Annotated in this window: 25 protein-coding genes and 1 pseudogene; 14 read left to right on the top strand and 12 right to left on the bottom strand. The window is 69.4% G+C overall.

Annotated features, from left to right (window positions below):
* Window positions 1–187 precede the first annotated feature (187 nt).
* Genes ACIQM0_RS19560 through ACIQM0_RS19550 form a run of 3 tightly spaced genes read left to right on the top strand, consistent with a single transcriptional unit; the run spans window position 188 to window position 1,778 of the window.
* Complete coding sequence (locus ACIQM0_RS19560) at window positions 188–349, top strand: hypothetical protein (RefSeq protein ID WP_363031318.1); 162 nt, start codon at window positions 188–190, stop codon at window positions 347–349.
* The gene (locus ACIQM0_RS19555; protein WP_363031317.1) at window positions 346–915 is read left to right on the top strand and encodes a sigma-70 family RNA polymerase sigma factor; all 570 of its coding nucleotides are present in this window, start codon (window positions 346–348) and stop codon (window positions 913–915) included. Before ACIQM0_RS19560 ends, ACIQM0_RS19555 begins: the two co-directional genes overlap by 4 nt.
* Window positions 912–1,778 carry a hypothetical protein gene (locus tag ACIQM0_RS19550; RefSeq protein ID WP_401288148.1) on the top strand — a complete coding sequence of 289 codons (867 nt, stop codon included), beginning with the start codon at window positions 912–914 and terminating at the stop codon, window positions 1,776–1,778. Before ACIQM0_RS19555 ends, ACIQM0_RS19550 begins: the two co-directional genes overlap by 4 nt.
* 149 nt (window positions 1,779–1,927) lie before the next feature.
* Here ACIQM0_RS19550 and ACIQM0_RS19545 read toward each other — a convergent pair whose 3' ends face one another.
* Window positions 1,928–3,100, bottom strand: a complete 1,173-nt coding sequence (locus ACIQM0_RS19545) for an epoxide hydrolase (protein WP_401288147.1) — start codon at window positions 3,098–3,100, stop codon at window positions 1,928–1,930.
* 81 nt (window positions 3,101–3,181) lie between these two features.
* On the opposite strand from ACIQM0_RS19545, the gene ACIQM0_RS19540 reads away from it, so the two are divergent.
* A complete protein-coding gene (locus ACIQM0_RS19540) occupies window positions 3,182–3,757 on the top strand; it encodes a CGNR zinc finger domain-containing protein (protein ID WP_401288146.1) in 576 nt (191 codons plus the stop codon).
* A gap of 290 nt (window positions 3,758–4,047) precedes the next feature.
* On the opposite strand, the gene ACIQM0_RS19535 is transcribed toward ACIQM0_RS19540, so the two are convergent.
* From ACIQM0_RS19535 to ACIQM0_RS19525, 3 genes are all read right to left on the bottom strand, one after another.
* Window positions 4,048–4,350: an alpha/beta fold hydrolase gene (locus ACIQM0_RS19535; RefSeq protein ID WP_401288144.1), complete on the bottom strand. Its 303-nt coding sequence runs from the start codon at window positions 4,348–4,350 to the stop codon at window positions 4,048–4,050.
* Complete coding sequence (locus ACIQM0_RS19530; RefSeq protein ID WP_401288142.1) at window positions 4,329–4,901, bottom strand: alpha/beta fold hydrolase; 573 nt, start codon at window positions 4,899–4,901, stop codon at window positions 4,329–4,331. The genes ACIQM0_RS19535 and ACIQM0_RS19530 overlap by 22 nt, the downstream gene beginning before the upstream one ends.
* Before the next feature lie 300 nt (window positions 4,902–5,201).
* The gene (locus tag ACIQM0_RS19525; RefSeq protein ID WP_401288140.1) at window positions 5,202–5,948 is read right to left on the bottom strand and encodes an SDR family oxidoreductase; all 747 of its coding nucleotides are present in this window, start codon (window positions 5,946–5,948) and stop codon (window positions 5,202–5,204) included.
* A gap of 92 nt (window positions 5,949–6,040) precedes the next feature.
* Between ACIQM0_RS19525 and ACIQM0_RS19520 the strand changes: the two genes are divergently transcribed.
* Both ACIQM0_RS19520 and ACIQM0_RS19515 read left to right on the top strand, forming a co-directional pair.
* Window positions 6,041–6,649: a TetR/AcrR family transcriptional regulator gene (locus tag ACIQM0_RS19520; protein ID WP_265691172.1), complete on the top strand. Its 609-nt coding sequence runs from the start codon at window positions 6,041–6,043 to the stop codon at window positions 6,647–6,649.
* A gap of 263 nt (window positions 6,650–6,912) precedes the next feature.
* Window positions 6,913–7,434, top strand: coding sequence for an HAD domain-containing protein (locus ACIQM0_RS19515; protein WP_401288138.1), 522 nt, complete (start codon window positions 6,913–6,915; stop codon window positions 7,432–7,434).
* Window positions 7,435–7,472: 38 nt separating this feature from the next.
* On the opposite strand, the gene ACIQM0_RS19510 is transcribed toward ACIQM0_RS19515, so the two are convergent.
* Entirely contained in the window at window positions 7,473–8,123 is a 651-nt protein-coding gene (locus ACIQM0_RS19510) for an SAM-dependent methyltransferase (RefSeq protein WP_401288136.1), read from the bottom strand.
* A gap of 90 nt (window positions 8,124–8,213) precedes the next feature.
* Window positions 8,214–8,375: a hypothetical protein gene (locus tag ACIQM0_RS19505; RefSeq protein WP_401288133.1), complete on the bottom strand. Its 162-nt coding sequence runs from the start codon at window positions 8,373–8,375 to the stop codon at window positions 8,214–8,216.
* A gap of 513 nt (window positions 8,376–8,888) precedes the next feature.
* On the opposite strand from ACIQM0_RS19505, the gene ACIQM0_RS19500 reads away from it, so the two are divergent.
* Window positions 8,889–9,563: an SDR family oxidoreductase gene (locus ACIQM0_RS19500; protein ID WP_401288130.1), complete on the top strand. Its 675-nt coding sequence runs from the start codon at window positions 8,889–8,891 to the stop codon at window positions 9,561–9,563.
* On the opposite strand, the gene ACIQM0_RS19495 is transcribed toward ACIQM0_RS19500, so the two are convergent.
* Entirely contained in the window at window positions 9,490–10,245 is a 756-nt protein-coding gene (locus tag ACIQM0_RS19495) for a dienelactone hydrolase family protein (RefSeq protein WP_401288128.1), read from the bottom strand. The two genes, ACIQM0_RS19500 and ACIQM0_RS19495, sit on opposite strands and share 74 nt — an antisense overlap.
* A 225-nt stretch (window positions 10,246–10,470) precedes the next feature.
* Between ACIQM0_RS19495 and ACIQM0_RS19490 the strand changes: the two genes are divergently transcribed.
* The 4 genes from ACIQM0_RS19490 to ACIQM0_RS19475 all read left to right on the top strand — a co-directional run bounded on the left by ACIQM0_RS19490 (window position 10,471) and on the right by ACIQM0_RS19475 (window position 13,971).
* Window positions 10,471–11,100: a TetR/AcrR family transcriptional regulator gene (locus ACIQM0_RS19490; protein ID WP_401288125.1), complete on the top strand. Its 630-nt coding sequence runs from the start codon at window positions 10,471–10,473 to the stop codon at window positions 11,098–11,100.
* 216 nt (window positions 11,101–11,316) lie between these two features.
* Window positions 11,317–12,117 (top strand): SAM-dependent methyltransferase, encoded by an 801-nt coding sequence (locus ACIQM0_RS19485; RefSeq protein WP_401288123.1) that lies wholly within the window; start codon window positions 11,317–11,319, stop codon window positions 12,115–12,117.
* A 217-nt stretch (window positions 12,118–12,334) separates the two neighbouring features.
* Window positions 12,335–12,646, top strand: a complete 312-nt coding sequence (locus ACIQM0_RS19480) for a chaplin family protein (RefSeq protein WP_401288121.1) — start codon at window positions 12,335–12,337, stop codon at window positions 12,644–12,646.
* Window positions 12,647–12,726: 80 nt separating this feature from the next.
* Entirely contained in the window at window positions 12,727–13,971 is a 1,245-nt protein-coding gene (locus tag ACIQM0_RS19475) for a hypothetical protein (protein ID WP_401288119.1), read from the top strand.
* 83 nt (window positions 13,972–14,054) lie between these two features.
* Here ACIQM0_RS19475 and ACIQM0_RS19470 read toward each other — a convergent pair whose 3' ends face one another.
* The 3 genes from ACIQM0_RS19470 to ACIQM0_RS19460 form a co-directional block, all read right to left on the bottom strand.
* Window positions 14,055–14,762, bottom strand: a complete 708-nt coding sequence (locus ACIQM0_RS19470) for a GntR family transcriptional regulator (protein ID WP_401288117.1) — start codon at window positions 14,760–14,762, stop codon at window positions 14,055–14,057.
* 160 nt (window positions 14,763–14,922) lie between these two features.
* Window positions 14,923–15,174, bottom strand: a complete 252-nt coding sequence (locus ACIQM0_RS19465; protein WP_401288114.1) for an L-rhamnose mutarotase — start codon at window positions 15,172–15,174, stop codon at window positions 14,923–14,925.
* 42 nt (window positions 15,175–15,216) lie between these two features.
* Window positions 15,217–16,323 (bottom strand): sugar ABC transporter ATP-binding protein, encoded by a 1,107-nt coding sequence (locus ACIQM0_RS19460; protein WP_401288111.1) that lies wholly within the window; start codon window positions 16,321–16,323, stop codon window positions 15,217–15,219.
* Window positions 16,324–16,925: 602 nt separating this feature from the next.
* Between ACIQM0_RS19460 and ACIQM0_RS19455 the strand changes: the two genes are divergently transcribed.
* The 3 genes from ACIQM0_RS19455 (at window position 16,926) to ACIQM0_RS19445 (ending at window position 20,858) form a co-directional block, all read left to right on the top strand.
* On the top strand, window positions 16,926–19,781 hold the full coding sequence (locus ACIQM0_RS19455; RefSeq protein WP_401288108.1) for a glycosyl hydrolase family 95 catalytic domain-containing protein: 2,856 nt from the start codon (window positions 16,926–16,928) through the stop codon (window positions 19,779–19,781).
* A 285-nt stretch (window positions 19,782–20,066) separates the two neighbouring features.
* Window positions 20,067–20,513 carry an Ig-like domain-containing protein gene (locus ACIQM0_RS19450; RefSeq protein WP_401288106.1) on the top strand — a complete coding sequence of 149 codons (447 nt, stop codon included), beginning with the start codon at window positions 20,067–20,069 and terminating at the stop codon, window positions 20,511–20,513.
* 78 nt (window positions 20,514–20,591) lie between these two features.
* Window positions 20,592–20,858, top strand: coding sequence for an FCD domain-containing protein (locus ACIQM0_RS19445; RefSeq protein WP_401288789.1), 267 nt, complete (start codon window positions 20,592–20,594; stop codon window positions 20,856–20,858).
* Between the two features lie 17 nt (window positions 20,859–20,875).
* Here the strand turns inward: ACIQM0_RS19445 and ACIQM0_RS19440 are convergent, their stop codons facing one another.
* Together ACIQM0_RS19440 and ACIQM0_RS19435 are read right to left on the bottom strand one after the other, a co-directional pair.
* Window positions 20,876–23,959 carry a glycoside hydrolase family 2 TIM barrel-domain containing protein gene (locus ACIQM0_RS19440; RefSeq protein ID WP_401288787.1) on the bottom strand — a complete coding sequence of 1,028 codons (3,084 nt, stop codon included), beginning with the start codon at window positions 23,957–23,959 and terminating at the stop codon, window positions 20,876–20,878.
* Window positions 23,960–24,244 (bottom strand): annotated as a pseudogene (locus tag ACIQM0_RS19435) (sugar-binding domain-containing protein); the annotation flags it as partial.
* Window positions 24,245–24,323: the final 79 nt, after the last annotated feature.

The following is a 24,323-nucleotide window of genomic DNA, read 5'->3' as shown; positions in this document are numbered from 1 at the left end:
TAAGGGTGCCGGATGAGCAGGAGGGAACATCTGTGCGTCACAAAGGCTGTCGCTCCGTAACTTCCTTGAATTGCCCCTGCACACTTGTTCGTTCTCAGGTGTTGTTGAGAGTGAAGGGCGCACAACCCGCGCACTTCCCGGGCTCGAAGAAGCGCCCGGCTCTTCGCACGAACAGAGGCTCTCGCCTGTGACGACCCACCTCGTAGGTGACCTGATGATCCTGGCGGTCACGATCCGCGTCTTCGGCAAGGACGCCCACACCCTGCTGCGCCATCTGGCGGCCGCGGGAGTCCGGGCCGGGGTGAGCGAGATGAGCCGCCGTCCCCACGAAGGGAAGGAAGGCCGGTGACCGAGTACCGAAGCCGCACCCGTCAGGGCACCGATCCGATGACCCAGCAGCTCCCCGACCTCTCCTTCACCGCCTTCCACCAGATGAACCGCCCGCGCTACATCCACTACGCCGAGACGTTCCTCCACAACCGCCACGACGCCGAGGAAGCGATCGACAGCGCCTTCGAGCAGCTGCTGCGCACCTGGGACAGAGTCCTGCTCGTCGAGAACCCCGCCGGCTACGCCTGGACCGTCATGCGGAACAAGGTCAACGACCACAGCCGCGCGCGCAGGCGCCGGCCCCCGCTGCTCGACGACGAGGCCTTCAACACCTTCGCCCTGCGCGACGCCGTGGACCCGTACGGGCAGATCACCGAGTCCCTCGCCCTCATGAGGGCCATGCGTCAGCTCACCGAACGTCAGCTCGACGTCATGGTGATGACCTACCTCCACGGACTGAACGCACCCGCGGTCGCCGACGTCCTCGGCATCACCAGCGCCACCGTCCGCTCCACGGTCCGCCACGCGACACGCCGGCTGCGGGACATCCTGGGACCCGACCGCGCCATGGAAGGACGGCGATGACACGCCACATCACGGAGTTCCTCTCCCGCGCACGCCTCGTCACCACCCCTTACACCCAGGACGACATCAACGCCGCCGAGACCCGCCTCCTCGCCCGGCTCCACACCACCGGCCCGTCCTACGCCCCACCGCCGCCGTCCGCCCCCGTACCGGAGGAACCGACGGAGCACGCAGCGGCCCAGAACCTGCAGACCCTCTGCGAAACCGTCGTCACCCGCAACACCGCCCTCAGCACCCTGGACACCTTCCTCACCCCGCAACTCCCCGAACCCTCGGGCGCACGGGTCCTCGGCTGCATCCTCCAGCTCGCCGAATCCGAGGAGAACGCCCGCTTCTGGTGGCAGTACGCGGCCGGCGCCGGCGACCCCGCGGCCTCCTACTGCCTCTACCTCCACCACCTCGCGCTCGGAGAGCACGGTGAGGCCCGCTGGTGGTACGAACAGACCGAGCAGATCCAGAGCGCTCCGCCCTCCACCGACGACTTCACCGACGCCGTGCCCGACGTCACCGCTGACGACGTGCCAGGAATAGTCAGCGACGCGCTCAACGCCGTGACGACCACCGACGCGAGCCTGCTGCCCACGGCGCTGCGCATTCTCGGCGCGCTCAAGACGGATCCGGCCCCGGTGCCCGCCATGGTCGGTGCCGTGCTCGATTACGTTCCCGCGGCCGTCGGCCACATCGGCGACTTCGAGCTGCCCCTGCCCGCCCCGGGCTTCACCGACCACATCCGCACCCTCACCGCCGTCAGCGCGCCCGCCCCCGGGCGGCCTTCCGCACGCAACCGCCTCCAGCCCCGCCCCAAGCCCACCCGGCCGCTCATCGCCGCCGCCCGCCGGGACCCCAAGTGGTGCTGGGGATAGACCGCGGAGCACCGGCGCGGCACGTTCTGCTCGCGCGGCTCCTACCTGCGGGCGTGCTGGTGGCCGTCGCGGTCATGGGCCCGGAAGGCGCGGGGCAACGCCTTGAGCCGGATCACGCGGTGATCGAGTGCCGATAGCCCAGCCGCGTTTCACCGATGGGCGGCCAGCACCGCCGCGAGGCCTTCTTGAACATCCTTGACGAAGTACTCGGGAACCTCCAGCGACGGAAAATGTCCACCGGTTTCGGGCGAACTCCATCGGACGATCTGTCGGAACCGCTTCTGTGCCCAGGGGCGCGGACACTTCTCGATGTCGCGGGGATACGTACTGATTGCTGACGGGACGTCGACGCGAAGTCCGGGGTCGAGCGAGTTGTGGCTTTCGTAGTAGATGCGGGCTGCCGAAGCGCCGGTCCTGGTCAGCCAGTACAGGGTGACGTTGTCAAGAACGGTGTCCATGGAAATCGCCTCGAACGGGCTGTCCTCGGTATCTGTCCACTCAGCGAACTTGTCAAGGATCCAGGCGAGAAGCCCGACGGGGGAGTCGACGAGGGAGTACCCGATGGTCTGCGGTCGGGTCGCCTGCTGCTTCGCGTACGCCGCGTGGTGGCGCCAGAAATCGCGGGTCTCTTCGGCCCATGCGCGCTCGGCTGCCGTCAGCCCGTCCGTTGTCAACCCGGGCGGTGACTGCGCGGTCGTTGTGTGGATGCCGAGAACGTGCGCCGGGAACCTGCCGCCGAGGACCGTGGTGATTACACCACCCCAGTCGCCGCCCTGCGCCACGAACTTGTCGTAGCCGAGCCGCGCCATCAGTTCCACCCATGCGGCCGCGATCTTTTCGGTTCCCCATCCGGTGGTGGCCGGCTTGTCGCTGTAACCAAAGCCTGGCAGCGACGGGGTCACCACGTGGAACGCCGGCGCGTCTGCATCCTTCGGATCTGCCAGCTCGTCCACTACATCGATGAACTCGGCGATGCTGCCTGGCCAGCCGTGCGTCAAGACCAGAGGAGTGGCCTCTGCGCGCGTGGACCGGCGGTGCAGGAAGTGGATTCCCAGACCATCGATGGTCGTGCGGAACTGGCCGATCCGGTTCAGGCGCTCTTCGAACGACCGCCAGTCGTACCCGGTGCGCCAGTAGTGCACGACCTCGACGAGGTCGGCGAGAGGAACACCCTGTTCCCATCGGCGAGGGCCGGGCGCGGCCCGATGGACCGTCTCGGCCTCCGGTAGTCGCGCCGCGGCCAGTCGCGCGCGCAGATCGTCGAGGTCGGCGTCAGTTGCGTGGGCTTCGAATGCTTGCACGTCGCTGGTCGGACGGGGCATGAGACCTCCTGGCCATCGTGGAACCGGCTAAGACGGTTCTACCTGCCTTCCTGTCGGCGTGCAACCGGCTAAGGTGGTTCCATGCGTGATGGGTTCCCTGATTTCCGCCTCGGCAGCGTGCTGGCGACCAGCTTCACGGGGACTCTGTCGGAGCGTCATGGTGACGCCGTGGAGCGCATTCCCGTGCCGCACCGACTCGTCGACTGGCTGACGGTGAGCGGCCTCGCCGTTGAGTCCTGCACCACTGCTCAGCTCGACCTCGCTCGGGAACTGAGGGAGTCGATTCACGCCGCCGCGACAGCGGCCGCGATCCATGACGTTCTTCCCGCGTCTGCTGTTCAAGCCATCAATGGCTTCAGCGCTCAGGGCCGGGCCGCGGCCATCCTGACGCCCGAGGGCAAGCGGCGATGGCTCCTTGGCTCGGCTTCCTGCGTGGAGGATGCCCTCGGCGTGATCGCCGCCGACGCGATCAGCGTCATCGCGGGCGAACGAGACGGAAAACTGGCCTTGTGCGCATCACCAACCTGCCAAGCCGCCTTCTTCGACACCAGCCAAAGTCGCACCCGCAAATGGTGCGACATGAACACATGTGGAAATCGTCAGAAGAAAGCGCGCTTCAACGCCAACCTGCGCAAAAGCTCCAGATCGGCGGATTGATCGTTACCTCGACCGGCCGGGCCGGGCCGGGCTGGGGCGGGCTGGGGCGGGGCGAGGCGAGGCCCCGGCCCGGCCGGAGGTCAACTACAGGCGCCGATCGTTCCGGAGACCTGCAGCCGTGGCGGCAGAGTATTCATCTTGCCGTCGGCTGCTGCCTCAGCGCGTAGGCGCTCGATCTCCAGGTGCTGGGCCGCTGTCCGGGACGGGGCTGGAAACGCACAACTCACTGTTCAGACCGGCTCGCAGGCGGGATTTTTCTGCAGCGGGCCGAAGGATTCTGCCCTTGCGATTCAGTCGGCCCGCACGGCATGGAGCGCGGTGAAGGCCAGGAGAAGTGCGGCGGTGCGCGACGGGTCCTCCATTATCGGCGTGTGGCCGGCACCGGCCAGCAACTCGACTTGCGCACCCGGAACAGCCCGGTAGTCGGCGGCGGACGAAGGCCGCCACCTGCGGTCCTCGTCGCCGAAGATCACCTGCAGCGGTTTGCCGAGGACGGCCGGCCGGTCCGGGAGCGCCTGTTCGTCCAGATAGGCGCGGGACGCCTGCATGGACGTGGCGACCGAGTGGAAGGTCATCCCGCGCAGATCGTCCACGACCTCTTGGGGAATCCGGTAGCCGGCGGGGAAAGCCGTGCCGGCGAACCGGCGGATCTGTTCGTCGGCCGGTGGCCACTGCGCCGGTGTGAACGCGGCGGGCTCCGGCGCGATGAAGGCGTTGAGACCGGGGCCGTGTTGATGAGCGAAAGGGCGGCCACCAGGTCGGGCCGCTGTTCGATGAGAGCGGTGGCGGCATAGCCGCCACTGGAATGGCCGACGACGAGGGCGCGCTCGACGCCGAGCCGGTCCAGCGCCGCGCCGACGGTGCGCCCCTGCTCGGGGACCTCGTAGCCGCGGTCGGACGGTTCGGCCGAGCGGCCGTGTCCGGGCAGATCAATCCGGATGACGCGGTGGGACCCGGTCAGCAGCGGAACCAGCTGGTCCCACGAGCGGGTCGAGGAGGCGGAACCGTGGATCAGCAGGAGCGCGGGAGCATCGCGAGGGCCGTCCTGGCACACGAGGATATCGCCGCCGGGCAGGGGCAGAATCGAAGCCTCGGTGGCCTCGGAGTCGGCGTTCACATCAGGTTGTCCGTCAGGGAGAGCCATGGGCCCACCGTCGTCGCGGGTGTGCGTCGATGGCTTGGACAAATGTTCCCGGCCGCACTTCCGTAGTGTCCGCTGCCATCCAAGCGAGGCGTTTGACAGTGAACCCAGTCGTTTCGGCTTCCTTGCCGGCGAACCCAGTCGTACGAGGTGACGCTCGGGGTGCTGGGTTGCCCTACCGGTCGGGGTGGATCTTGCGCTCCGTGTCCAGTCTGGGCGTGCTGCGCGGATGCTCGTGCGGGCCAGGCGGAATGCCGCGGGCGAGAAATCGCCCGCGGCAGGTCGGGGCTCCGCGTGGCGGGGTCAGAACTGGTTCTCGCCGCCGTTGACGTGCAGGGTGGTGCCGATCATGAAGCTGCTGTCCGCGGAGGCGAGGAAGGCCACGGCGGCGGCGATCTCCTCCGGGCGCCCCCTGCGGCCGATCGGCACTCCCGCCGCGAGTTCCGCCTTGACGGCGGTCGCGTTCTCCTCGCCGATGGCGATGTCGACTCCGGGGGTGTCGATCGCGCCCGGCGCGACCGTGTTGACCCGGATGCCCCTGCCTTTCAGCTCGTTGGCCCAGGTCCGCGCGAGGGACCGGATCGCGGCCTTCGACGCCGCATACAGGCCGAAGGTCTCCCTGCCGTCGTCGGCGCGGATGGAGTCGTTAAAGATCACCGAGGCGCCGTTGTTGAGCAGCGGCAATGCCTTCTGCACGGTGAGCAGTGTGCCCCGGACGTTGACGCCGAAGATCTGGTCGAACTGTTCCTGGGTGGCCTGCTCCAGCGGTGCGAGTGCGGCCATACCCGCGTTGGCGAAGAGCACGTCCAGACCCCGGCCTCGGTCACGGATGGCGTCGTACAGCCGGTCCAGGTCGGCCGGCTCCGATATGTCGCCCGGCACCGCGGTGACCGCGGAACCGATCGACTCGACGGCCCTGTCGAGCGCGTCCTTGCGCCGACCGGTGATGAACACATGGGCACCCTCGGACGCCAGCCGCGCGGCGGTGGCCAGGCCGATTCCTGTGCTGCCGCCGGTGACGACGGCGGTCTTGCCTTGCAGATGTCCCATTGCTTGAACTCCCGAAATTTAGATACCGATCGGTGCAGAAAGAAAACGTAGCACTTCTGCACCGATCGGTATCGAGGCGGTAGGATGAGCCCGTGGAGATCACCCGGAGAGCGCCGATCGGCCGGCCGAGAGGCTTCGACGCAGACGAGGCCCTGGAGCGGGCGATGATGGTCTTCTGGCAGCAGGGCTACGAAGGCGCCAGCCTGACCGACCTGACCAGCGCCATGGGCATCACCCGCAAGAGCATGTACGCGGCCTTCGGCAACAAGGAGACGCTGTTCCGTAAGGCCCTGGAGCGCTACACCGAAGGCCCCGCCGCCTATGCGGCCCGCGCGCTGGAGAAGCCGAGCGCCCGGGAGGTGGCCACGGCGTTCCTCGCCGGCTCGGTCAGCACGACCACCCGCCCCGGCTGCCCCGCCGGATGCCTGGGCGTGCAGGGCTCGCTGGCCGCCGGCGACTCCGGACGGGCGGCCCAGGATGCCCTGATCGCCTGGCGCGACGACGGCCGTGCTCGCCTCCGCCACCGGTTCCAACAGGCCGTCGACGAGGGTGATCTGCCCTCGGGCGCGGACCCGGAACTGCTCGCCCGCTACATCATGACCGTGGCGAACGGCATCGCCGTCCAGGCCGTCGGCGGCGCCAGCCGCTCCGAACTCCAGCAGGTGGCCGACGCGGCGTTGCGAAACTGGCCACCCGTCTGACAGCAGACGCCCGCAGGAGCGTGTCGCGACCTCGGAAGCGAGGAACCGCACCCAAATTGACATCGCCAGCCCACCAGCTTGGACAATGAAGTTAGTCGCCGCAGGTCACAGGAGCGTCGTCGACTGACTTCGCTGTCCACGGAGACGTAGCAGCAGCGTTGCGGATCTTGGGGACCGTGGATGTTCACGAGAGAGAGCAGCAGGCGGGCGGTGGTCGGTCAGCGAGGCGGTCTCCGGTGGAGATCTGTCGCTATCGTGTTTCCGTGACCGGCCCTGTGCAGCGTCCCCTGTTGTTTCTCGATGTCGATGGGCCCCTCATCCCATTCGGCGCGGTGTCCCATCCCTATCCGGTCTATGCGACAGGTCCTGAACCGCTCGGTGCCGACGCGAATCCGCTTCTCACCAGGATCAATCCCGAGCACGGACCCCGGCTGGCGGCACTCCCGTGCGAGGTGGTCTGGGCGACGACATGGATGGCTGACGCGAACGATTGCATCGCCCCCCGCATCGGTCTGCCACAGCTGGCAGTGGTGGGCTGGCCGGAGCCGTCCGACCTCGATGACCAGGACGAGCGGAACGGACTGCACTGGAAGACCCGCGCACTTGTTGAATGGGCTGCGGGGCGCCCGTTCGCCTGGGTCGACGACGAGATCACGGACACCGATCGGTCATGGGTCGCTGCCCACCACCAAGGACACGCCCTGCTGCATCGTGTCGATCCCCGCCACGGTCTGAGGGACAGCGACTACGTGGCTCTCGACTCGTGGCTGCGGCAGCCGCGCTGACACGGTCGGAATCGCTCATCCAGGGGCCGGGAGGCGCTCTACCGGCGGACCGCCGAGATCAGCCCGCCGGGCCGTTCCTCGCGCTGCGGCGGGGTACTGATCGGGCGGCCGTAGGCGGCGGCGCGTTCGCGCAGGGTGTGGCTGTCGGCCTCCCAGCCGTGCCCGGCCAGCCAGCCCACCGGGTCGTCGGGCATCTCCGAGATCCACATGGACGCCGCCGACCCCGGTGCGGCGTCCGCGCCGAAGCGGTCGATCACGCCGCGTGAGCCCAAGGTCAGTCCCGTCCGACCGCCTGCCGCCGACTGCGCGCTGATCCGGGCCATGAGTAGCTCCACCGCATCCTCGGGCAGATAGATCAGCAGTCCTTCGGCGACCCACGCGGTCGGCACGGCCGGGTCGTGTCCTGCGGCGGCCAGTGCGCCCGGCCAGTCCTCACGCAGATCCACCGCTACGGTGATCCGCTCGCAGCGTGCGACGGCCTGCTCCTGGCGCAGCACCGAAGCCTTGAAGTTCAGTGGCGCGGCGGTGTCGACCTCGAACAGCCGGGTGCCTGTGACGCGCGGTTTCCGGTGGACCCGGAGGTGGCCTGAGCCTGGAACCGGATCGTCCTCAGCCGCGGCCGCGTCCGGGTCGGCCACCTGGCGGCCGAACTGGGATGGAGCCGCAAGCCCCTGTGGTCCCGGTTCCACGCGCAGACCGGTATGCCGCCCAAGCGCGCGGCGAACCTGGTCCGCTTCGACCACGCCGCCCACCAACTGGTCTCGGCCAGGTGAAGGCCGCTACGGCCGAACAGCGACGGCATCGATCCCAGACGCCCGCAGCTTGCGGGCCAGGAACTCCATCTCGGGCATCGTCCCTGAGTAGGTTCCCGCCGCGACGTCGCTCAGCACGGACTTGACGTCGGCCAGACCAAGGCCGAGCTCTGCCCGCAGAACGCGCATGATCTCAGCGTTCCTCGCCGATGGATCCACCTGAAGGCGCGCCGGCCCACACTCGGAGAGCAGCCGGTCCCGCAGCGTGGCAGGCAGGTCACCACTGCACGAGGCCACCGCCGATCCGCAGGCTGGACAACTGGACTCCGTGTCCCAGCACAAGGAGCCATTCACCAGGGCCTGGACGCCCCAGCACTCCAACTCCGCACCACAGTCCGGGCACCCAGCCGAGTACCTGATGGACTGGACGACCGTCTGCTCCATCCCCGCCCCCTCAGGGAAACGAGGTTAAACGACAAGCCGGGAGATGGTCCCGGCACTTCACTGTTCTCCAAGGCTGCGGAGAGGAGCGGGCGATGGTCCTGGCCCCACAGTGCCGGCTGGACTCCGGCGCGTCTGCGGGCCCAGTGGCGGTTGCCGGGCCCGCAGCGTGATCATCACGTACGGTGATCGGGAACGTCGGCCGCTGCGCCACGAATCCCGTCATCGAGTCATCGAGTGACCGAGGAGGACTGAGTCCCCATGACAGCAACTGTCGGCAAGGCCGCTCTGATCATCGGCGCGTCACGTGGGCTGGGCTACGCGCTGACGGCGGAGTACCTGGCCCGGGGCTGGCGGGTGACCGCGACCGTGCGGGGAACAGGGCGGAGCGACTTGCGCGACCTGGCAGGGAACGCCGGTGACCGCCTCGTGGTGGAGACGGTCGACATCACGGTTCCTGAGCAGGTCGCGGCGTTGCACGAGCGTCTGGCCCAGACGACGTTCGACTTGCTGTTCGTCAGTGCCGGGGTGACCAATGCCCCCGAGGAGACCGTCGCCGACGTGCCCACGGAGACCTTCGTCCACCTGATGGTGACCCATGCGCTGAGTCCGATGCGCGTGGTCGAGACGCTGCAGGATCTCGTCGCCCCGGAGGGCACGATCGCGGTGATGTCCTCGGGCCAGGGCAGTGTCGCCAACAACGACAATGGCGGCTTCGAGGTCTACCGGGCGAGCAAATCCGCGTTGAACCAGTTGATGCGCAGCTTCCCCCGTCTGCTGGTAGGGCAGCCCTGGAGGGCGGCTGCACGGTCGGCGGGGTGCGTTCGTCAGGCCTGCGGAGCCGCGTTCCGGGCCCGGGGCCTCAGCTGTTGGTCAGAGTGCGGTCGAGGAGGGGGAGCAGGCGTTCCCAGTGGTGCTGCAGTGCGGAGGGGCTGAAGGCTGCGGTGTCGGACATGGTGAAGCCGTGGACGGTATCGGGGTAGATCTCACAGGTGTGGCTGACACCTGCGGCGTCCAGGGCCTGGTTGAGCTCGCTGAGGGTCTCGGGGGACATGTCGCCTTTGGCGAGGCCGAGGTGCACCTGGGCGGTGACCTCGGGGAAGTCACGGTGCGGGCTGTCGGGCGCGTCGGTGACCAGGGGGCTGGGGTGGAACCCGGCGACGGCGGCGACCTGGCCGGGGTGTGCCGCTGCGGTGCGCATCGCCAGGGCACCGCCCATGCAGTAGCCGACCGCGGCGACCGGTCCGGCGCTGACCTCGGGCTGGGCGGTGAGGAACCTGAGGTAGGCGTCGGCGTCGAGCAGGGCACGTTCGCTCGTGTGCGCCTTGACCATGGGCATCACCTGGGCGAAGACCGCGGGCCGGGTCTCCGCTCCGATGTGCTCGGGGAGTTCGATCACCGGTGCCCGGCCGTGGCGGTAGAAGATGTTGGGGACGAGCACGTAGTACCCGTGCCCGGCCAGCTCACGGGCCATCTCCTCCACCACGGGCCGTACGCCGAAGGCGTCCGGGTACAGCAGCACCCCGGGGTGCTGCCCGTCACGGTCGGGGAAGGCGGCGAAGGCGTCGGCCTGGCCGTCCGGGGTGGGAATCAGCAGCGTCTTGGTCTTGGTGGGCACGTTGTTCCTTCCTCGGGCCGATGCGTGTGCACAGGCCCTTTGCAGAACAGAGTCGAGGTCGCTCACAGCGGTGTCGGATGTCCGCCGGGTCCTCGCCTTGATGCTCGCGCGCTTCGCGATCGCAAGTACGGTACAACCAGCATGGTAATCAACGCAATGATCGTTGTACTTTATCCTCGGCGCATACCTTGACCAGGGCAGTAGCGGCAGAGAGGGAAGCCACCCATGAGGCAGGGCATGGCGGAGAAGCGGTCGGCCATCGTGCAGGGCGCGCGCAAGGTCTTCGGGCGTGACGGCTACACGCGCACGAGCATCGACGCGATCGCCGAGCAGGCCGTGGTCTCCACCCGCACGATCTACAACCACTTCCCCGGCGGCAAGGTCCAGCTCTTCAGGGCCGTGGTGGTCGAGGGTTCGGAGCCGGTCGTCGAAGCGCAACTCGACGCGATCGACCGGCGGTTGCACAAAGTGACCGCGGCCGACCTGGAGCAGGACCTCGTCGAGTTCGTGGCAGCCTGGATCGCCGCGTCGCACCGATTCGCCGACCACTTCGCGGTCATCCGGCAGTTGCGGGCCGAAAGCGCTCATGTCCCGCGGGAGTTCCTCACGGCATGGCGGCGGAGCGGGCCGCAACGGGCGTCCGACGCGCTGTCCGGGCGGTTCGCGGCGCTGGCCGCCGACGGCCTGCTCGCGACGGATGATCCGGCGCGAGCGGCCCGCCATTTGCTGCTGCTCACGGTGGACGAGATCAACGAGGTCGGTTTCGACGGGGCGTTGCCGCTCTCGGAGGAGGCGGAACGCGCGATCGTCGAGTCGGGCGTACGGGCCTTCCTGCGGGGATACGCGCCGCGTTGACTTGGCTTTCGCCGTGCGTCCGATCGACATGCCACTCGCACAACACCACACCTTGGCACGGTACTTGATCGCCGGAGGGTACCGGTTCGCGCCGGTGCGAGACCCGCTGCATGCCAGGCCGTACGGGCTGGTGGGCGATGAGTGTCGGATCACGGAGGTACCGTGTCCGGACTTGAGTTCGAGCTGGCTGTGGCAGCCGCGCGAGGAGACAAAACGATGAACGAGAACACGCTGTCCGCACCGCATCCCGCGAACGCGCATCCAGCCCGCGTGTACAACGTCTGGCTGGGCGGGAAGGACCACTATCCGGTGGATCAGGAGGCGGCGGAGCTCGCCGCTCGGGCCAACCCGACGATCGTGCCGTCGGTCCGCGCCAACCGCGCCTTCCTCGGCCGCGCCGTACGCCACCTCACGGGGGCCGGGGTCCGTCAGTTCCTCGACATCGGTACGGGGATTCCCGCCGCGGCGAACACCCACGAGGTGGCGCAACAGGCCGCCCCCGAGTCGCGTGTTGTCTACGTCGACAACGACCCGATCGTGCTCTCCCACGCGCGGGCGCTCCTGGTCAGCGGCCCCGAAGGGCACACCGACTATGTGCAGGCCGATGTGCGGGACGTCGACACGATCCTCGACGCGGCCTCCCACAACCTGGATCTGAGCCGGCCGGTCGGCCTCATGCTCATCGCCGTCCTGCAGTACATCAAGGACGCCGAGGACCCCTGGGACGTCACCCGCCGGCTGCTGGACCGCCTCGCGCCGGGCAGTTACCTTGCGCTGTCGCATCCGGCCGCCGACGTCACGGCTCCCGAGGTGGCCGAGTCCATGCGGATCTACAACGAGCGCGCCGCCAACCACGCCTCGGCCACTCCTCGCACCCACGCAGAGGTGAAACGATTCTGCGATGGCCTGGAGATCCTGGAACCGGGAGTGGTCACGCTGACCCGCTGGCGTCCGGGCCCGACCGACGCCCCCGACGACACCCTTCCCATGTGGTGCGCCGTCGCACGCAAGGCGTAACCGGGACGTCCTCGGCGACCGCCGTACCCGGCCACCAGCAGTAGAGGCTGAGGCTCCCGTGAGACCCCCCGTCGGCCCGCCGCAGCGGAGACCGGCGGGGGCTCTTCGTGTCGTGAGCGGGGTCCTCTCGTTGGTGGAGCTGTGACCCGGTTCTGTCCGGCCGGTAGCTGTTTGTACGGGTACCGGGACGCGGTGCCGGGGATGAAGGAGGAGCACGATGGGCGTGGAGACATGGGGCGCGGGCGGCGGCGCCGGGCGTACGGGTGCGCGGGCGGCCGCGGTGCTTGGCGCGGTGGCCGGGGCGGCACTGCTTCCGGCAGGTGCCGCTCACGCGAACGTCATCGGGATCGGGAACGCGGCGTTCGGCAACACCTGCGTCAGCCAGGGCAGCGCGCGGACCGCGGGAGCCACGGTGAGCGGGAGCGGGCTGGGGAGCGGGAACCAGGCCGGTCTGCCGCTGAGCCTGCCGCGCAACCACTGCGGCAACAGCGGCATCGTCTGCACCGCGGTATTCATGTCAAGCGTGTGAACGGGACGGAGAGCGGGCCGGTGCGCGACCGGACGGTCGCCGGCGGGGCGGCAACGGTCACGCCCGTGGGGGAGCGGGCGGTGGCTGCGCTTCTGTCCCTGAGCGGGCAGGCGCTGCCTCTGCTGCGCCAGTGGGTCGGCGCGGAACCGGACTGCGGTGTGGCACGGGCACTTCTCGCGCTGGCGACCGCCGACCGTTGGAGCGATGCCGAGCTGAAGGCGCAGCTGACGATCGCGCACCGGGACGCGCGGTCCACCGGTGAGCGGGAGGCGAGCCTGGCGTACGGGGTGTTCCTTCATACACACCGGCAGTACCCCATGACGGCCGATCACCTGGTGGAGCACTTCGCCCGCTGGCCCGCCGATGAGCTGGCCGGACTCATGCTGGGCGCGTTCTCGTCCTGCGGGGATGCCGCCTACCGCGCGCACGGCGACGCCCTGACGGAGCGGCAGGCTGCGCTGGCCGGACCCGAGAGCTGGCCGTGGCTGAGCTGGCTGGCGTCGGCCAGGGCGGAGCAGGGCCGGGTGGAGGAGGCGCACGAACTGGCGGAGCAGGCCTTGGTCCTGCATCCCCGCTCGGGTGTGGCCGCGCACGCCCTCGCCCACGCGGAGCACGAGCGGGGAGGCGGCGGCGCTTCCGTGGCGTTCCTGGACGCGTGGCTGCGGGCGGATCCCGAAGCGGTGCAGTCACGGCACCTGAACTGGCACGCCGCGCTCCAGGCCATCGCCTGCGGCGATTTCCCGGACGCGCGTCGGCGCGCGGACACGGCACTGGCGCGTACGGATGTCGGCATGCGCGCCGCGACGAACTGGCGCCTGCTTCTGGTCGGACAGTCTCCGGCCGACCGAAGCGATACGGACCACGTCCGGGCGCTGCTCGCCGCACCGGGCGGGATGGCGGAGATCTTCCACACCTTCAACCTCGCCCTGGCGCTGGCAGTGGAGGCCGCCACCGACGACCTGCGCATCCTGGCCCGCAGGGCTGCCGCCGACGAACGTCCCGACTACCGCGACGTCCTGGCTCCTGTCGTCCTGGCCCTGGCGGAGATCACCGCGGGCCGCCCCCGCGCGGCGGTGGACCTGCTCAGCCGCCTGGGCGACGACGCGGAACGGATCGGTGGTGTGCGGGTGGAGCGCGAGATCATCCAGGACACACTCGCCCGCGCCCTCGTCGACGCGGGCGAGCACGTTCGCGCGGCCGGGTTGCTGCACCACCGCACCACCACCCGCCGCCATCACACGTACGAGGACCTCCTCCTCGTCGCACGGGCGTCATCCGCACCTGCTCAGGCCGCGGTCGTGAGCGCCGCGCGGGTCACGGGGTGAGTGAACTCCTGCCCGGCCCCGTAGCGTTCGACCGCGTGCAGAGTTCCACCGCGCGGCGCGGCGTGAGACGGCGCGGACGTACGTCAGGACGTGCGCTCGTGGACCATCTGGCGCCGGAGGCTGAGAGCCAGATGCTCCGTCATGGCCTCGGCGGCGCGATCCGCCTTCCTGCGGAGGATCGCGCGCACGACACGATCGTGTTCGGCCAGCGTCGGATCCTCGGTGGCCTCGGCGCTGGTGAGCCGGAAGATGTGCAGATGTGAGTGAAGCCTCTCGACCGCGTCGGTGAGCAACGGCCGGTGCGACGCTGCGGCGATCGCTTCGTGGAAACGCTGGTCCAGAGCGGCGAAGTCGCGGTAGTCCGCGTACCGGCCCGTGGGTCCGGGAAGCGTCCTCATCTCATCCGTGATCCGCTCGATCGCGTCGAGCTGCTCCTCGGTGGCGTTGGCCGCGGCCAGTGCCGTCGCCCTGGGCTCCAGCAGCATTCGCATCTCGAAGAGTTCCTCCAGCCCCTGTCGCGTCAGCAACTCGGTCGCGCGGTACCCCGAGAGCGACCGCTTCACCACCAGACCGTCGGATTCGAGCCGGGCCAGGGCCTCGCGCACGGGCGTCGGCGACACGCCCAGGGCCCGTGAGAGGGCGTCGATCCCGACGCGGGCGCCCGGCGCGATCTCATGGTCCATGACCATGGCCTTGATGTCCTCGTAGACACTGTCGGAGAGCACCTGCCTGGCGGGCGCAGCGCTCGGCGTCTTTCCGCCCGATCCCGCGGAACGGTCCTGTGGTGGCATCCGTTCTCCTGTTGCTCGGGACTCTTCGGGACATACGTAGTTTAGCCAAGCGGCGACGGGGGCCGGGCCGAACTCCGAGGTGGGGGCTGCCGGACGCGATCGGGCCGGTGCCGGCCGGGCCGGGAACTCCCGTCGTGACGGCACCCCCGGCCATGACCGGTCACTCCATGAGGAACACCTGCTCCATCGACGCCCACCGTTCCCCGGGAGCCGCTTCCGGCACCGGCTCCTGGCACGGATCGGTGAGCCGCCACCACGCCTGGGTGGACTCGTCCGCGGCCATCAGGGCGAGATCGACGGCCAGATCGCGGCCGTGGTACTCGAAGTATCCGAAGAGGCGGTCGCCGAGGAGATGGATCGAGTAGTTCGTGATGTGACAGGCACGCAGCCGGTCCAGCACCGGCTGCGGCACCTGGCGGTGCAGCTCGCGGTACCGCCAGCCACTTCGCCAGGCTCACCCTCTGCTGGTTGCCTCCGGAGAGCTCGCCGGCGTTCTGCCCGAGGCCCGAGGCCCGAGGCCCGAGGCCGGATACGCGGATACGCGGATACGCAGACGGTCGACGAGATCCTGCGCGACACCCCGCTCCTCGCGCGCGGAGACGAACCCCAGGGCCCTGGCCGGCTTCCGCCACACCGTCACCGTGATGTTCCGATGGATGGGCTGGTCGAGGAAGACGCCCTCCTCCTCGCGGTTCTCGGTCAGGTACCCGATACCGAACCGGTGCAGCGCCTGCCGGGGCGAGCTGATCCGGACGGGTTCGCCGTGCACCCGGATCTCCCCACCGGTGCACCGGTCCAGCCCCAGTACCGCCTTGACGAGTTCACTGCGACCGGCTCCCACCAGACCGTACAGACCGACGATCTCGCCGGGACGGACATCCAGGGAGATCTCCTCGTGACCGTCCGCGGTGGAGAGCCGGTCGAGGGAGAGCACCGGGGGCGCGGACGTGTCGACAGCGCGGGGCTCCATCTCGGTGGCCGAGTGGGAGCGGCCCACCATCAGGCCGACCACGTCGTCGTGCGTGTGGTCCGCGAGCGGTGCGGACTCCAGCACCGACCGGCCGTCACGGAGCACCGTGACGGTGTCGCAGACGGCGAAGACCTCTTCGAGCTTGTGACTGACGAACACGACACAGGTCCCCTCGGCGGTGAGCCGCCGCACTACCTCGAACAACCGGTCCGCCTCCTGCGGGGAGAGCGAGGCTGTCGGCTCGTCGAGCAGGAGCACCTTGCTGTCGGTGTGGAGCGCCTTCGCGATCTCCACCAACTGCAGCTGTGCAAAGGAGAGTTCGATGACCGGGTGGTGCGGATCGATGTCCGGGCCCAGCTCTGCCAGGCACCGCTGCGCGGGCGCTGTCATGCCGTCACGGTCGACGAGCCCGCGGCGTGGGGGAGGGGCTTGCAGCGTGATGTTCTCCGCGACGGAGAACCCGGGGATGAGGTTGCGCTCCTGGTGGACGACGCCGATGCCGGTGCGCGTGGCTTCCAGCGGGGAGCGCAGCTGGACCTCCTCGCCCCGCCAGCTGAGCCGGCCGCCGTCGGGGGCGTGCACACCTGTCACACGGCTGGAAGTACGGGTGCGCCCCGCCGGGAACGAGTGCCACCTTGGTGCCGGATCCGTCGGCTGGGCGGGCGCCGCCGCCGGCCTGGCCCGCCGCCTGTGTCCGGTCACCCGCGGGCTCTCCCGAGGTCCGTACGGTGCACGCGGAGGAAGCCAGGAGAACCGCGACGGCGAGAACGCCCGGAACAACAGCTGTGGCTGGGGTACGCATCTCCACCACCTCCTCAAGAATCAAATAGGAAATTGCTGTGTGATGGTTGACGAGAGGGGGCGCCCCGTCAAGGTCTGCGACGCGATTCGTCGGCCCGCTGGAGCGCGGCGCCGTCGACCTGAGGGCGAATGGCGCACCAAAGTCCCCAAAAACCGCAGGTGAAGGGCGTGTTCTGATGGTTGGCCACTGTGTGACGCACCTGTCCGGCATCGCTGTGGAGGTCTAGTCGGCGGCTGCCTCAATTGAATCGATCGATAAAAATCGTATAGGAAAGCTTGTCAAAATCATTGACAGGACGTGCCCGAGCCGCTGCACTTCTGCCCAGGCGCCGCCCCGCGGCCGTCGGACCCCCATGATTCGAGCACCGCTGCCCCTGAAGGAGCCGCAGTCCATGTCCCGTCGTTCGCCTGCTCAGCCCCCCGCCCAGGACGAGATCGGTATGTCGCGTCGCGGCGTGCTGCGCGCGGCAGCCTCGATGACGGCGCTCGTCGCGCTGTCCGCACTGCCGGAATTCAGCACGGCCGCTGCCGCGGTGACACGGCCCCAAGCCCTCTCGTTGGTGCCCGAGAGCGAGGCGGTGACCCTCTGGTACACCAAGCCCGGCGCCGAGGACCACAGCGTCGAGCAAGGACTGCCGATCGGGAACGGCCGGCTGGGCGCGCTCGTCACCGGCGATCCCTCCCACGACGCGATGATCCTCACGGACGCGACTCTGTGGACGGGCCACGCCAACGCGGCGCTCCAGGCGGACGGACAGTTCCCTTACGGCGCGGGCGACTTCGGCACGTTCGGGATGCTGGCCAAGACCGTTCTGAAGATCCCGGCCCACACCATCGGGGCGATCAGTGGCTACCGCCGCACGCTGGACATGAGCAACGGCCTGGTGACCGCTTCGTACCAGGCGGGCGGTGTGACCTACCGCCGCGAGGTGTTCTCCAGCCATCCCGACGATGTGATCGTGGTGCGGCTGTCGCAGAGCGGCGGCGGCTCCTACACGGGGTCCCTGGCCCTTTCCGGGACGCGCGGCGAGACCGTGTCGGTGAACGCGGGCTCCGCTGAGGCGTCGTTCTCGGCCGCGCTGCCGAACGCCCTGAAGTACGCCACGGTGGTGAAGGCGAGCGGGAAGGGCGGCACCGTCTCCGCGTCCGGCACGGAGGTGACGTTCAGCAACTGCACCGAAGTGCTGCTGGTCCTCTCCGGCGGCACCAACTACAAGGCGGACGCGTCCGTCGCGTACAAGGACACCTCTCTCGTGCCCCTGGACGTCGCCCGTACCAAGGCCTCGCGGGCGGCGACGGCCGGCGGACCGGCGCTGCTGGCCACGCACGTGTCCGACTTCCAGCGGCTGCAGCAGCGCATGACGGTGAACGTGGGCACGTCGTCCGCCGCGCAGCGGGCGATGGACACGCCCGCCCGACTGACGGCCCGCGCTGCGGCCGGTTCCGCACCCGACCCGGAACTGGAGGCCTCGTACCTTCAGTACGGCCGCTACCTGACGATCTGCGGCTCGCGCGGCAGCCTTCCCACCAACCTCCAGGGGCTGTGGCTCGACAGCAACGCTCCGTCCTGGATGAGTGATTACCACACCGACATCAACGTCCAGATGAACTACTGGCTGCCGGACCGCGCGGGCCTGTCCGAGTGCTTCGACGCGTTCACCGACCACTGCGTCGCCCAGCTGCCCGGCTGGCAGGCCACGACGAAGGACCTGTTCCAGGACTCCCGCAACCGGTTCCGCAACACCTCCGGCAAGGTGGCCGGCTGGACCCTGGGGATATCCACGAACATCTGGGGCGGCAACGGCTGGTGGTGGCACCCGGCCGGCAACGCCTGGATGTGCAACTCCCTGTACGAGCACTACGAGTACACCCTGGACGCGGCCCACCTGGCGAAGATCTACCCCCTGCTCAAGGGCGCCTGTGAGTTCTGGGAGTCACGGCTGATCACCACGACCGTGACCGACCCCGCGACCGGTGGAACGAAGCAGGTCCTCGTCGACGACCACGACTGGTCACCGGAGCACGGACCGGAGGACGCACGCGGCATCACCTACGCGCAGGAACTGGTCTGGCAGCTGTTCCAGAACTACCGGGCCGCCGCGGCGGCACTGGCGAAGGACGCCGCCTACGCCGCCACCGTCTCCGGGCTCCAGGACCGGCTGTACCTGCCCGAGGTCAGCGCCACCAGCGGCTGGCTGGAGGAGTGGATGAGCGACGACAACCTCGGCGAGACCACGCACCGCCACCTGTCCCCGCTCATCGGGCTCTTCCCCGGCGACCGCATCGACCTCGAACACGCACCGGCGGAGCTGATCGCGGGGGCCACCAAGCTGCTGGAGGCACGAGGCATGGCCAGCTTCGGCTGGGCCAGCGCCTGGCGGGCCAGCTGCTGGGCGAAGCTGAAGCACGCGGACAAGGCCTACGAACTCGTCCTGGACGTGATGAGGCCGTCGGTGAACTTCAGCAACGGCAGCGCCATCAACATGTTCGACATGTACAGCTTCGGCAACAGCTCCGTCTTCCAGATCGACGCCAACTACGGCACCCCCACGGCGATGATCCAGATGCTGGTGGAGTCCCGTCCCGGCCAGGTGGAGTTGCTGCCGGCGCTGCCGCGTGCGTGGGCCGCCGCCGGTGCCGTCACCGGGATCGGGGTCCGCGGCGGCCTCACGCTCGACCTGCGGTGGAAGGACGGACAGGTCACCGAAGCGACGCTGCACGGGGCGGCGGGCACGTCCACCGACGTCGTCTTCGGGGACTGGACCGGTCACGTCACCATCCCCGCCGCCGGCTCCGCGACGCTCGCCCCGCCCGCTCAGTACACCGTCTTCCAGCTGGTCAACCGCAAGACGGGCAAAGCGGTCGACGTTCCCGGCGCCTCCACCGCCAACGGCACCGGACTGATCCAGTACACCCCGAGCACGGCCGTGAACCAGCAGTTCAGGTTCGTCCCCGTCGGCGAGGGGCGGTACGAGATCTACACCACGCACGGCAGCACCCCCCTGGTCTGGGCGGTCTGGGGCGGCTCCTCGGACGCCGGCGCCAAGATCACCCAGTGGACGCCCGAACACAGCACCAGCCAGCAGTGGAGGATCGCCGACGCCGGCGACGGATACGTGACCCTCACCTGTGCCCGTAGCGGCAAGGTCCTCGGGGTCACCGGCGGCTCCGCCGCCGACGGCGCCACGGTCGAGCAGCAGACGGCCGACGGCGGCACGGGCCAGCAGTGGCGGCGCGTCGGTAGGTGAACCCCCGGGCAAGGCGGTAGCCGAACCACCGTATGGCGGTAGCCGAACCACAGGAGGGGCGGTCGGTGACCGCTGCGGACGGACCTCAGGAGGAATCAGTGCACCCCCCCCACGCACGCGGCGGAACACCGACCGTCCACCGACACCGGTCGGCATCGGGTCGTCCCCGCTCAGGAAGGGCGGTCGCGTCGGACTGTGGGCGGCGTTGCTCGTCGGCGCCGTGCTCGCCTCGCTCGTAGCGCCCGCGCCGACAACGTCTGCCCGGCGCCCGGCACCACCACGCAGGTGCGCGCCGTCCCGTCCGCCGCGCCCTACTCCACCTCACTGTTCTTCTACCGCGGCTCCTCCGGGGTCCTGATCAAGGACAACACCTTCGACAACGGGCTCAACCTGCGTGCCGACCTCAGCTCCACCGACGCCGCCCAGGTCAGCACCGACGAGGTGACCAAGGACGGCACCGACCGGATCCTGCCGCTCGTGCCCTCGGTCACCTACGTCAGCGGCGACCGCCACGTCGCCACCGTGGACCGGAACGGCAAGGTCACCGCCAGGGCGGCCGGCACCGTCACCATCACCCCCGTCACCAGCAGCCGGTTCGGCGACACCCGTGGCACACCGGTCACGCGCGACGTCGGCAAGCACGACTGCGGCACGCCCGCGACCACCGCCGCCGTCGGGAACGGCAGCCGAGCCGCGGGACCGGCCTCCGCCCCTGCACGAGCAACTCCCTGACCACCGGGGGAGCGGGCGTGTCGGTCAGGCGAACCTGGCCGACACGCCTCCGTCGACGGCCCAGTCTGGGAGGCGTTCATCGCCGGGGACCTGGCCTTCCACCAGGCCGTGGCCGCCCTCGCCGCGTCGGGCCTCTTCTCCTTCGTCCTCACGGCGATGAACGGGATCCTGCTCGATTCCCGGCGCGCGAGCTACCGGGGGAGGGAACGCCGCGGCGCCACGCACGAATCCACCATCGAGGCACACCAGCACATCGTCGATGTCATCGCCGACGGCGACGGCGACCGTGCAGCCGAGGCCATGACCGCCCACCTCGCGGAGACCGGTCACGACCTCGGACTATGACGCCGCCCGGACGGCTGTCAGGGCAGCAGCCTCAGCCGTGCGGTGCCGCTCCAGCCGGCGGGCAGGGTGATCGCCGGATCGACGTAGTTGCCCCAGGCCAGGTCCGGGTAGTTGAGGCGGGCGCTGACGATCAGGCCGACCCCGGGGGCCCGGCTCGGGAACGCGTCGCTCGTGAGCGCCTCGAACGCGTCGAGCACCACATGAGCCCCGGTGGCCGCCGTGTTCCTGCGGCCCGTCACACGGAGGGTGACGGTGTGTTCCCCCTCGGCCAGCCCCGTGCGTTCGAAGACCCGCTGCTGGAACTGCTTGCCGGAGGCGTAGAGGTCCACCTGCTTGGCTGCGCCGCCGTCGACGGAGACCTCCGCGATGCCCTCGCCGGGGCCCTTGGGGGAGATGACGCGGATGCCCGTACCCCAGAACGTGGCCGTCGCGCTGTCACCCGGACCGTCGTTGAACGACTCGGTACGCCCGAGGTCGCCGCTCGTCCATGAGGCGGACGAGTCCGCATGCGTCCACGACCCGCTGTAGGTGACCTGTTCCGAGACGTCGTCGATGACCGCGTTCACCACCTGGAAGGCGTCGACGAGCGCATGGGCGCCCTTGGACGAGGCGTTCTTGGTACCGGTGCACTCCACCGTGACGACGTGCTGACCATATGTCAGCTGTGCGCTCCGGTAAACGAGTTGGGCCGGAGTCTTGCCCGGTCCGTAGAGGTCGACCGTCGCCGCGGGCTTTCCGTCCACGGAGATCTTCACGATGCCGAGGTTGTCCGCCTTCGTGGAGTACAGCCCTACGCCCGTGCCCGTGAACTTCAGCTCCGCCGTCGCCCCGGCCGCGTCGGTGAAGGACTCCGTGCCGAACAGATCGCCGGCGGTGTAGTCCGCGCTCGCGTCCGCGTGGGTCCAGGCGCCCGTGTAGACGACCGCCGGGGACGCGTCGTCGATCAGGGCCGGATGATCCATGGGTGGCAGCCGTACCGAGTCGGTGCCGTCGGACTCGACCTGAACCCCTGCTCCTGCCGCGCCCGTTGTGGCCTTGGCGACCCTGATCCGGGCCTTGGCGCTGCGGAAGTCGTTGGTCCAGTGTGCGGCGCCGTCCTTGCCGAACAGGAAGTAGCTGCGGGTGTCCTTCGCCCACGCCCAGTCGGGCCGCGTGCGGTATCCGTCGGTGCCGGAGGCCCGGTTCTTGGTCGCTGTGCCGCAGGCCCGTCCGATGTGGTCGTCGGGGTACGCCGTCCACTGGGCGTCCCGCTGCCAGCTCAGGGTGTCCGTGCGGTCGGCGAGGACGTACCGGACGCCGACGTCGCTGACCTGTCCGGAGGGCGGATTGGCGATCGTGTAGGCCGTCGTCAGCAGGCCACGGGGGCTCACGGACACCTTGATGGTGGTGTCGATGGTGCCGAAGCGCCCCTTGAGGGTGATGACCGCCTGGCCGTCGGACGTGGCGGCGGTCGCCGACGTGCCCTTCCGCTGGCCCGGAACCGAGCGGGAGACCACCAGGTCGGGGCCGCTGGAGAGGACCTTGTGGCCGTCTGCGGACGCCTCGGCGAGACGTGCGGTGAGCTTGTCGAACACGACGGTGAACGGCGCGTCGACACCCGTGACCGTGATCGCGTCCGTGGTCTCCTCGACGGTGGGCGCCGCGCCGCTGTCCGACGGGAAGGACGGCGTCGTACGGGTGTTGAGCCACAGGCGGTACTCGTCCACGAGTGCCGTGCCGCGCCGGAAGGTGAGCCGGAGCGTGTCGCCCGGTGACCAGGGGCCGGCCGGGACGGTCAGGGTGCCGCTCTGCCTGGGAGCGATGTCGATCCCCTGGAGGGTGCCCGATCTGCTGCCGATCTGCCAGCTGACGGCCAGTTCGCCGAGGTTGCTGTGGTCGTGCCAGTTCTTGACGGGCACCGCGATGGCCTTTCCGGCGGTCAGACCGGTGAGCACCCCGTCGGCGATCTGCACGGGGGAGAAGGCCTTCTGGGTCAGCCAGAACTCGGGCTTGCGGCGCCGCCACAGGTCGATGATGCCCCATTCGCCGTACCCGACGGGCCCGTTGGACAGATGGAACACCTCGTCGATGGCCGCCCAGATGGCGCCGCCCACGACGCCGTCCGTGTCGCGGAACCTGGCCGCCAGCTTGGCGATGCTGTGGCCCCAGAAGTCGCGTACTCCCGGGTCGGCCTTCAGCGTCTGCGTGTTGTAGCACGGCACATGGGCGAACTCGCCGTACTGGATCGGCTGTCCGGGGTTGCCGTTGGCGTTCTGGAGACTGGGGTAGTGGCCGCTGTGGATGTCGGTCTGGTCGCCGCCGTTGTGCTGTCCCATGTCCTCGAAGAGCGTCGGACGCGACGGGTCGGTCTCGTGCGCGTAGGTGTTCTCCGAGGCGAAGTTGCGCCCCATTCCGCTCTCGTTGCCGACGGACCACTCGATCACGCACGCGTGGCCGCGGTCGCGCTCGATCATCTTGGCGAACTGCGTCATGTACTGCTCGGTGTAGGCGGGATCGTCGACGGTCGCCTGCTCGAAGCAGACCGGCGCCTCGACTTCCACGTAGAGACCGAGGCGGTCGGCCGCGTCCAGCAGCGCCGGTGTCGGGGGATAGTGCGAGGTCCGGATGAAGTTGCAGTTCGCCTCCTTGTAGAGACGGGCGGCCTGCTCCTCCATGGCCGGGTTCGTCGAACGGCCCCGCTCCTCCGTGATGCTGTGGTGGCAGACCCCCAGCAGGTGTACCGGATTGCCGTTGACGACCAGGCGGTTGCCCTCGACCTTGACCCGGCGGAAGCCGACGGCCCGCGTCACGGTCTGCGACATGCCTCCAGCGGTGAACTTCGCCTTCAGGGTGTAGAGGTTGGGGTGCTCGGCGTCCCATTTGAGTGGCGCCTTGACCGGGATCACGGCTTGTTGCTGCGGATCCGTGCCGGTCGGGGTGATCTTCGACGGCGTGATCGCCGCCGGCCGGCCGCTCGGGTCGGTGAGCGTGAGCTCGGCTATTCCGCTCTGGCCGGTCCGGAACGCGGCCGCCGCGGTCACGGTCAGCGTGGCGTCCTTGTAGGCGCTGTCGAAGGCCGTGTCGGCGTGAAGCCTCGTGAGATACGAGGCGGGCGGCGCCACGAGCGTCACATCGCGCAGGATGCCGCCGATGATGTGGTGGGCGTAGTCGGGCTGGCCCGCGATGCTCGTCGGCCGGTCGGTCACGCCGAGCGTGACGACAGCCTCACGGCCGGGGACGACCAGCGAGGTGATGTCGGCGTACCACGTGGTGAAGCCGCCGTCGTGGGTGCGCACGGCGGTGCCGTTGACCCACAGCCGGGCGTAGTTGTACACGCCGTCGAAGCGGAGCGTGACGCGCTTGCCGGCGAAGTCCGTAGGCACGGCGACTTTCACCGCGTACGTAGACGTCGCCGGCGAGGGTTCCGGCTGCTGCCAGGCCCTTCAACGCGCTGCGACGGGAGAACGTGCCGGTCGGATCGGCGGG

Source organism: Streptomyces sp. NPDC091387, from assembly GCF_044756945.1.
Classification (GTDB): Bacteria; Actinomycetota; Actinomycetes; order Streptomycetales; family Streptomycetaceae; genus Streptomyces.
The sequence above is the reverse complement of the archived record's forward strand: the minus strand, read 5'-3'. Positions and strand labels throughout refer to the sequence as shown.

What these genes read in the sequence shown, in the direction of transcription:
- ACIQM0_RS19525 (WP_401288140.1), bottom strand. Translation starts at nt 5,948, where the DNA reads ATGGGACATCTGCAAGGCAAGACCGCCGTCGTCACCGGCGGCAGCACA.
- ACIQM0_RS19500 (WP_401288130.1), top strand. Translation starts at nt 8,889, where the DNA reads ATGACAGCAACTGTCGGCAAGGCCGCTCTGATCATCGGCGCGTCACGT.
- ACIQM0_RS19485 (WP_401288123.1), top strand. Translation starts at nt 11,317, where the DNA reads ATGAACGAGAACACGCTGTCCGCACCGCATCCCGCGAACGCGCATCCA.
- ACIQM0_RS19505 (WP_401288133.1), bottom strand. Translation starts at nt 8,375, where the DNA reads ATGCGCGTTCTGCGGGCAGAGCTCGGCCTTGGTCTGGCCGACGTCAAG.
- ACIQM0_RS19480 (WP_401288121.1), top strand. Translation starts at nt 12,335, where the DNA reads ATGGGCGTGGAGACATGGGGCGCGGGCGGCGGCGCCGGGCGTACGGGT.
- ACIQM0_RS19530 (WP_401288142.1), bottom strand. Translation starts at nt 4,901, where the DNA reads ATGGCTCTCCCTGACGGACAACCTGATGTGAACGCCGACTCCGAGGCC.
- ACIQM0_RS19550 (WP_401288148.1), top strand. Translation starts at nt 912, where the DNA reads ATGACACGCCACATCACGGAGTTCCTCTCCCGCGCACGCCTCGTCACC.
- ACIQM0_RS19490 (WP_401288125.1), top strand. Translation starts at nt 10,471, where the DNA reads ATGAGGCAGGGCATGGCGGAGAAGCGGTCGGCCATCGTGCAGGGCGCG.
- ACIQM0_RS19470 (WP_401288117.1), bottom strand. Translation starts at nt 14,762, where the DNA reads ATGCCACCACAGGACCGTTCCGCGGGATCGGGCGGAAAGACGCCGAGC.
- ACIQM0_RS19455 (WP_401288108.1), top strand. Translation starts at nt 16,926, where the DNA reads ATGTCCCGTCGTTCGCCTGCTCAGCCCCCCGCCCAGGACGAGATCGGT.
- ACIQM0_RS19540 (WP_401288146.1), top strand. Translation starts at nt 3,182, where the DNA reads ATGCGTGATGGGTTCCCTGATTTCCGCCTCGGCAGCGTGCTGGCGACC.
- ACIQM0_RS19545 (WP_401288147.1), bottom strand. Translation starts at nt 3,100, where the DNA reads ATGCCCCGTCCGACCAGCGACGTGCAAGCATTCGAAGCCCACGCAACT.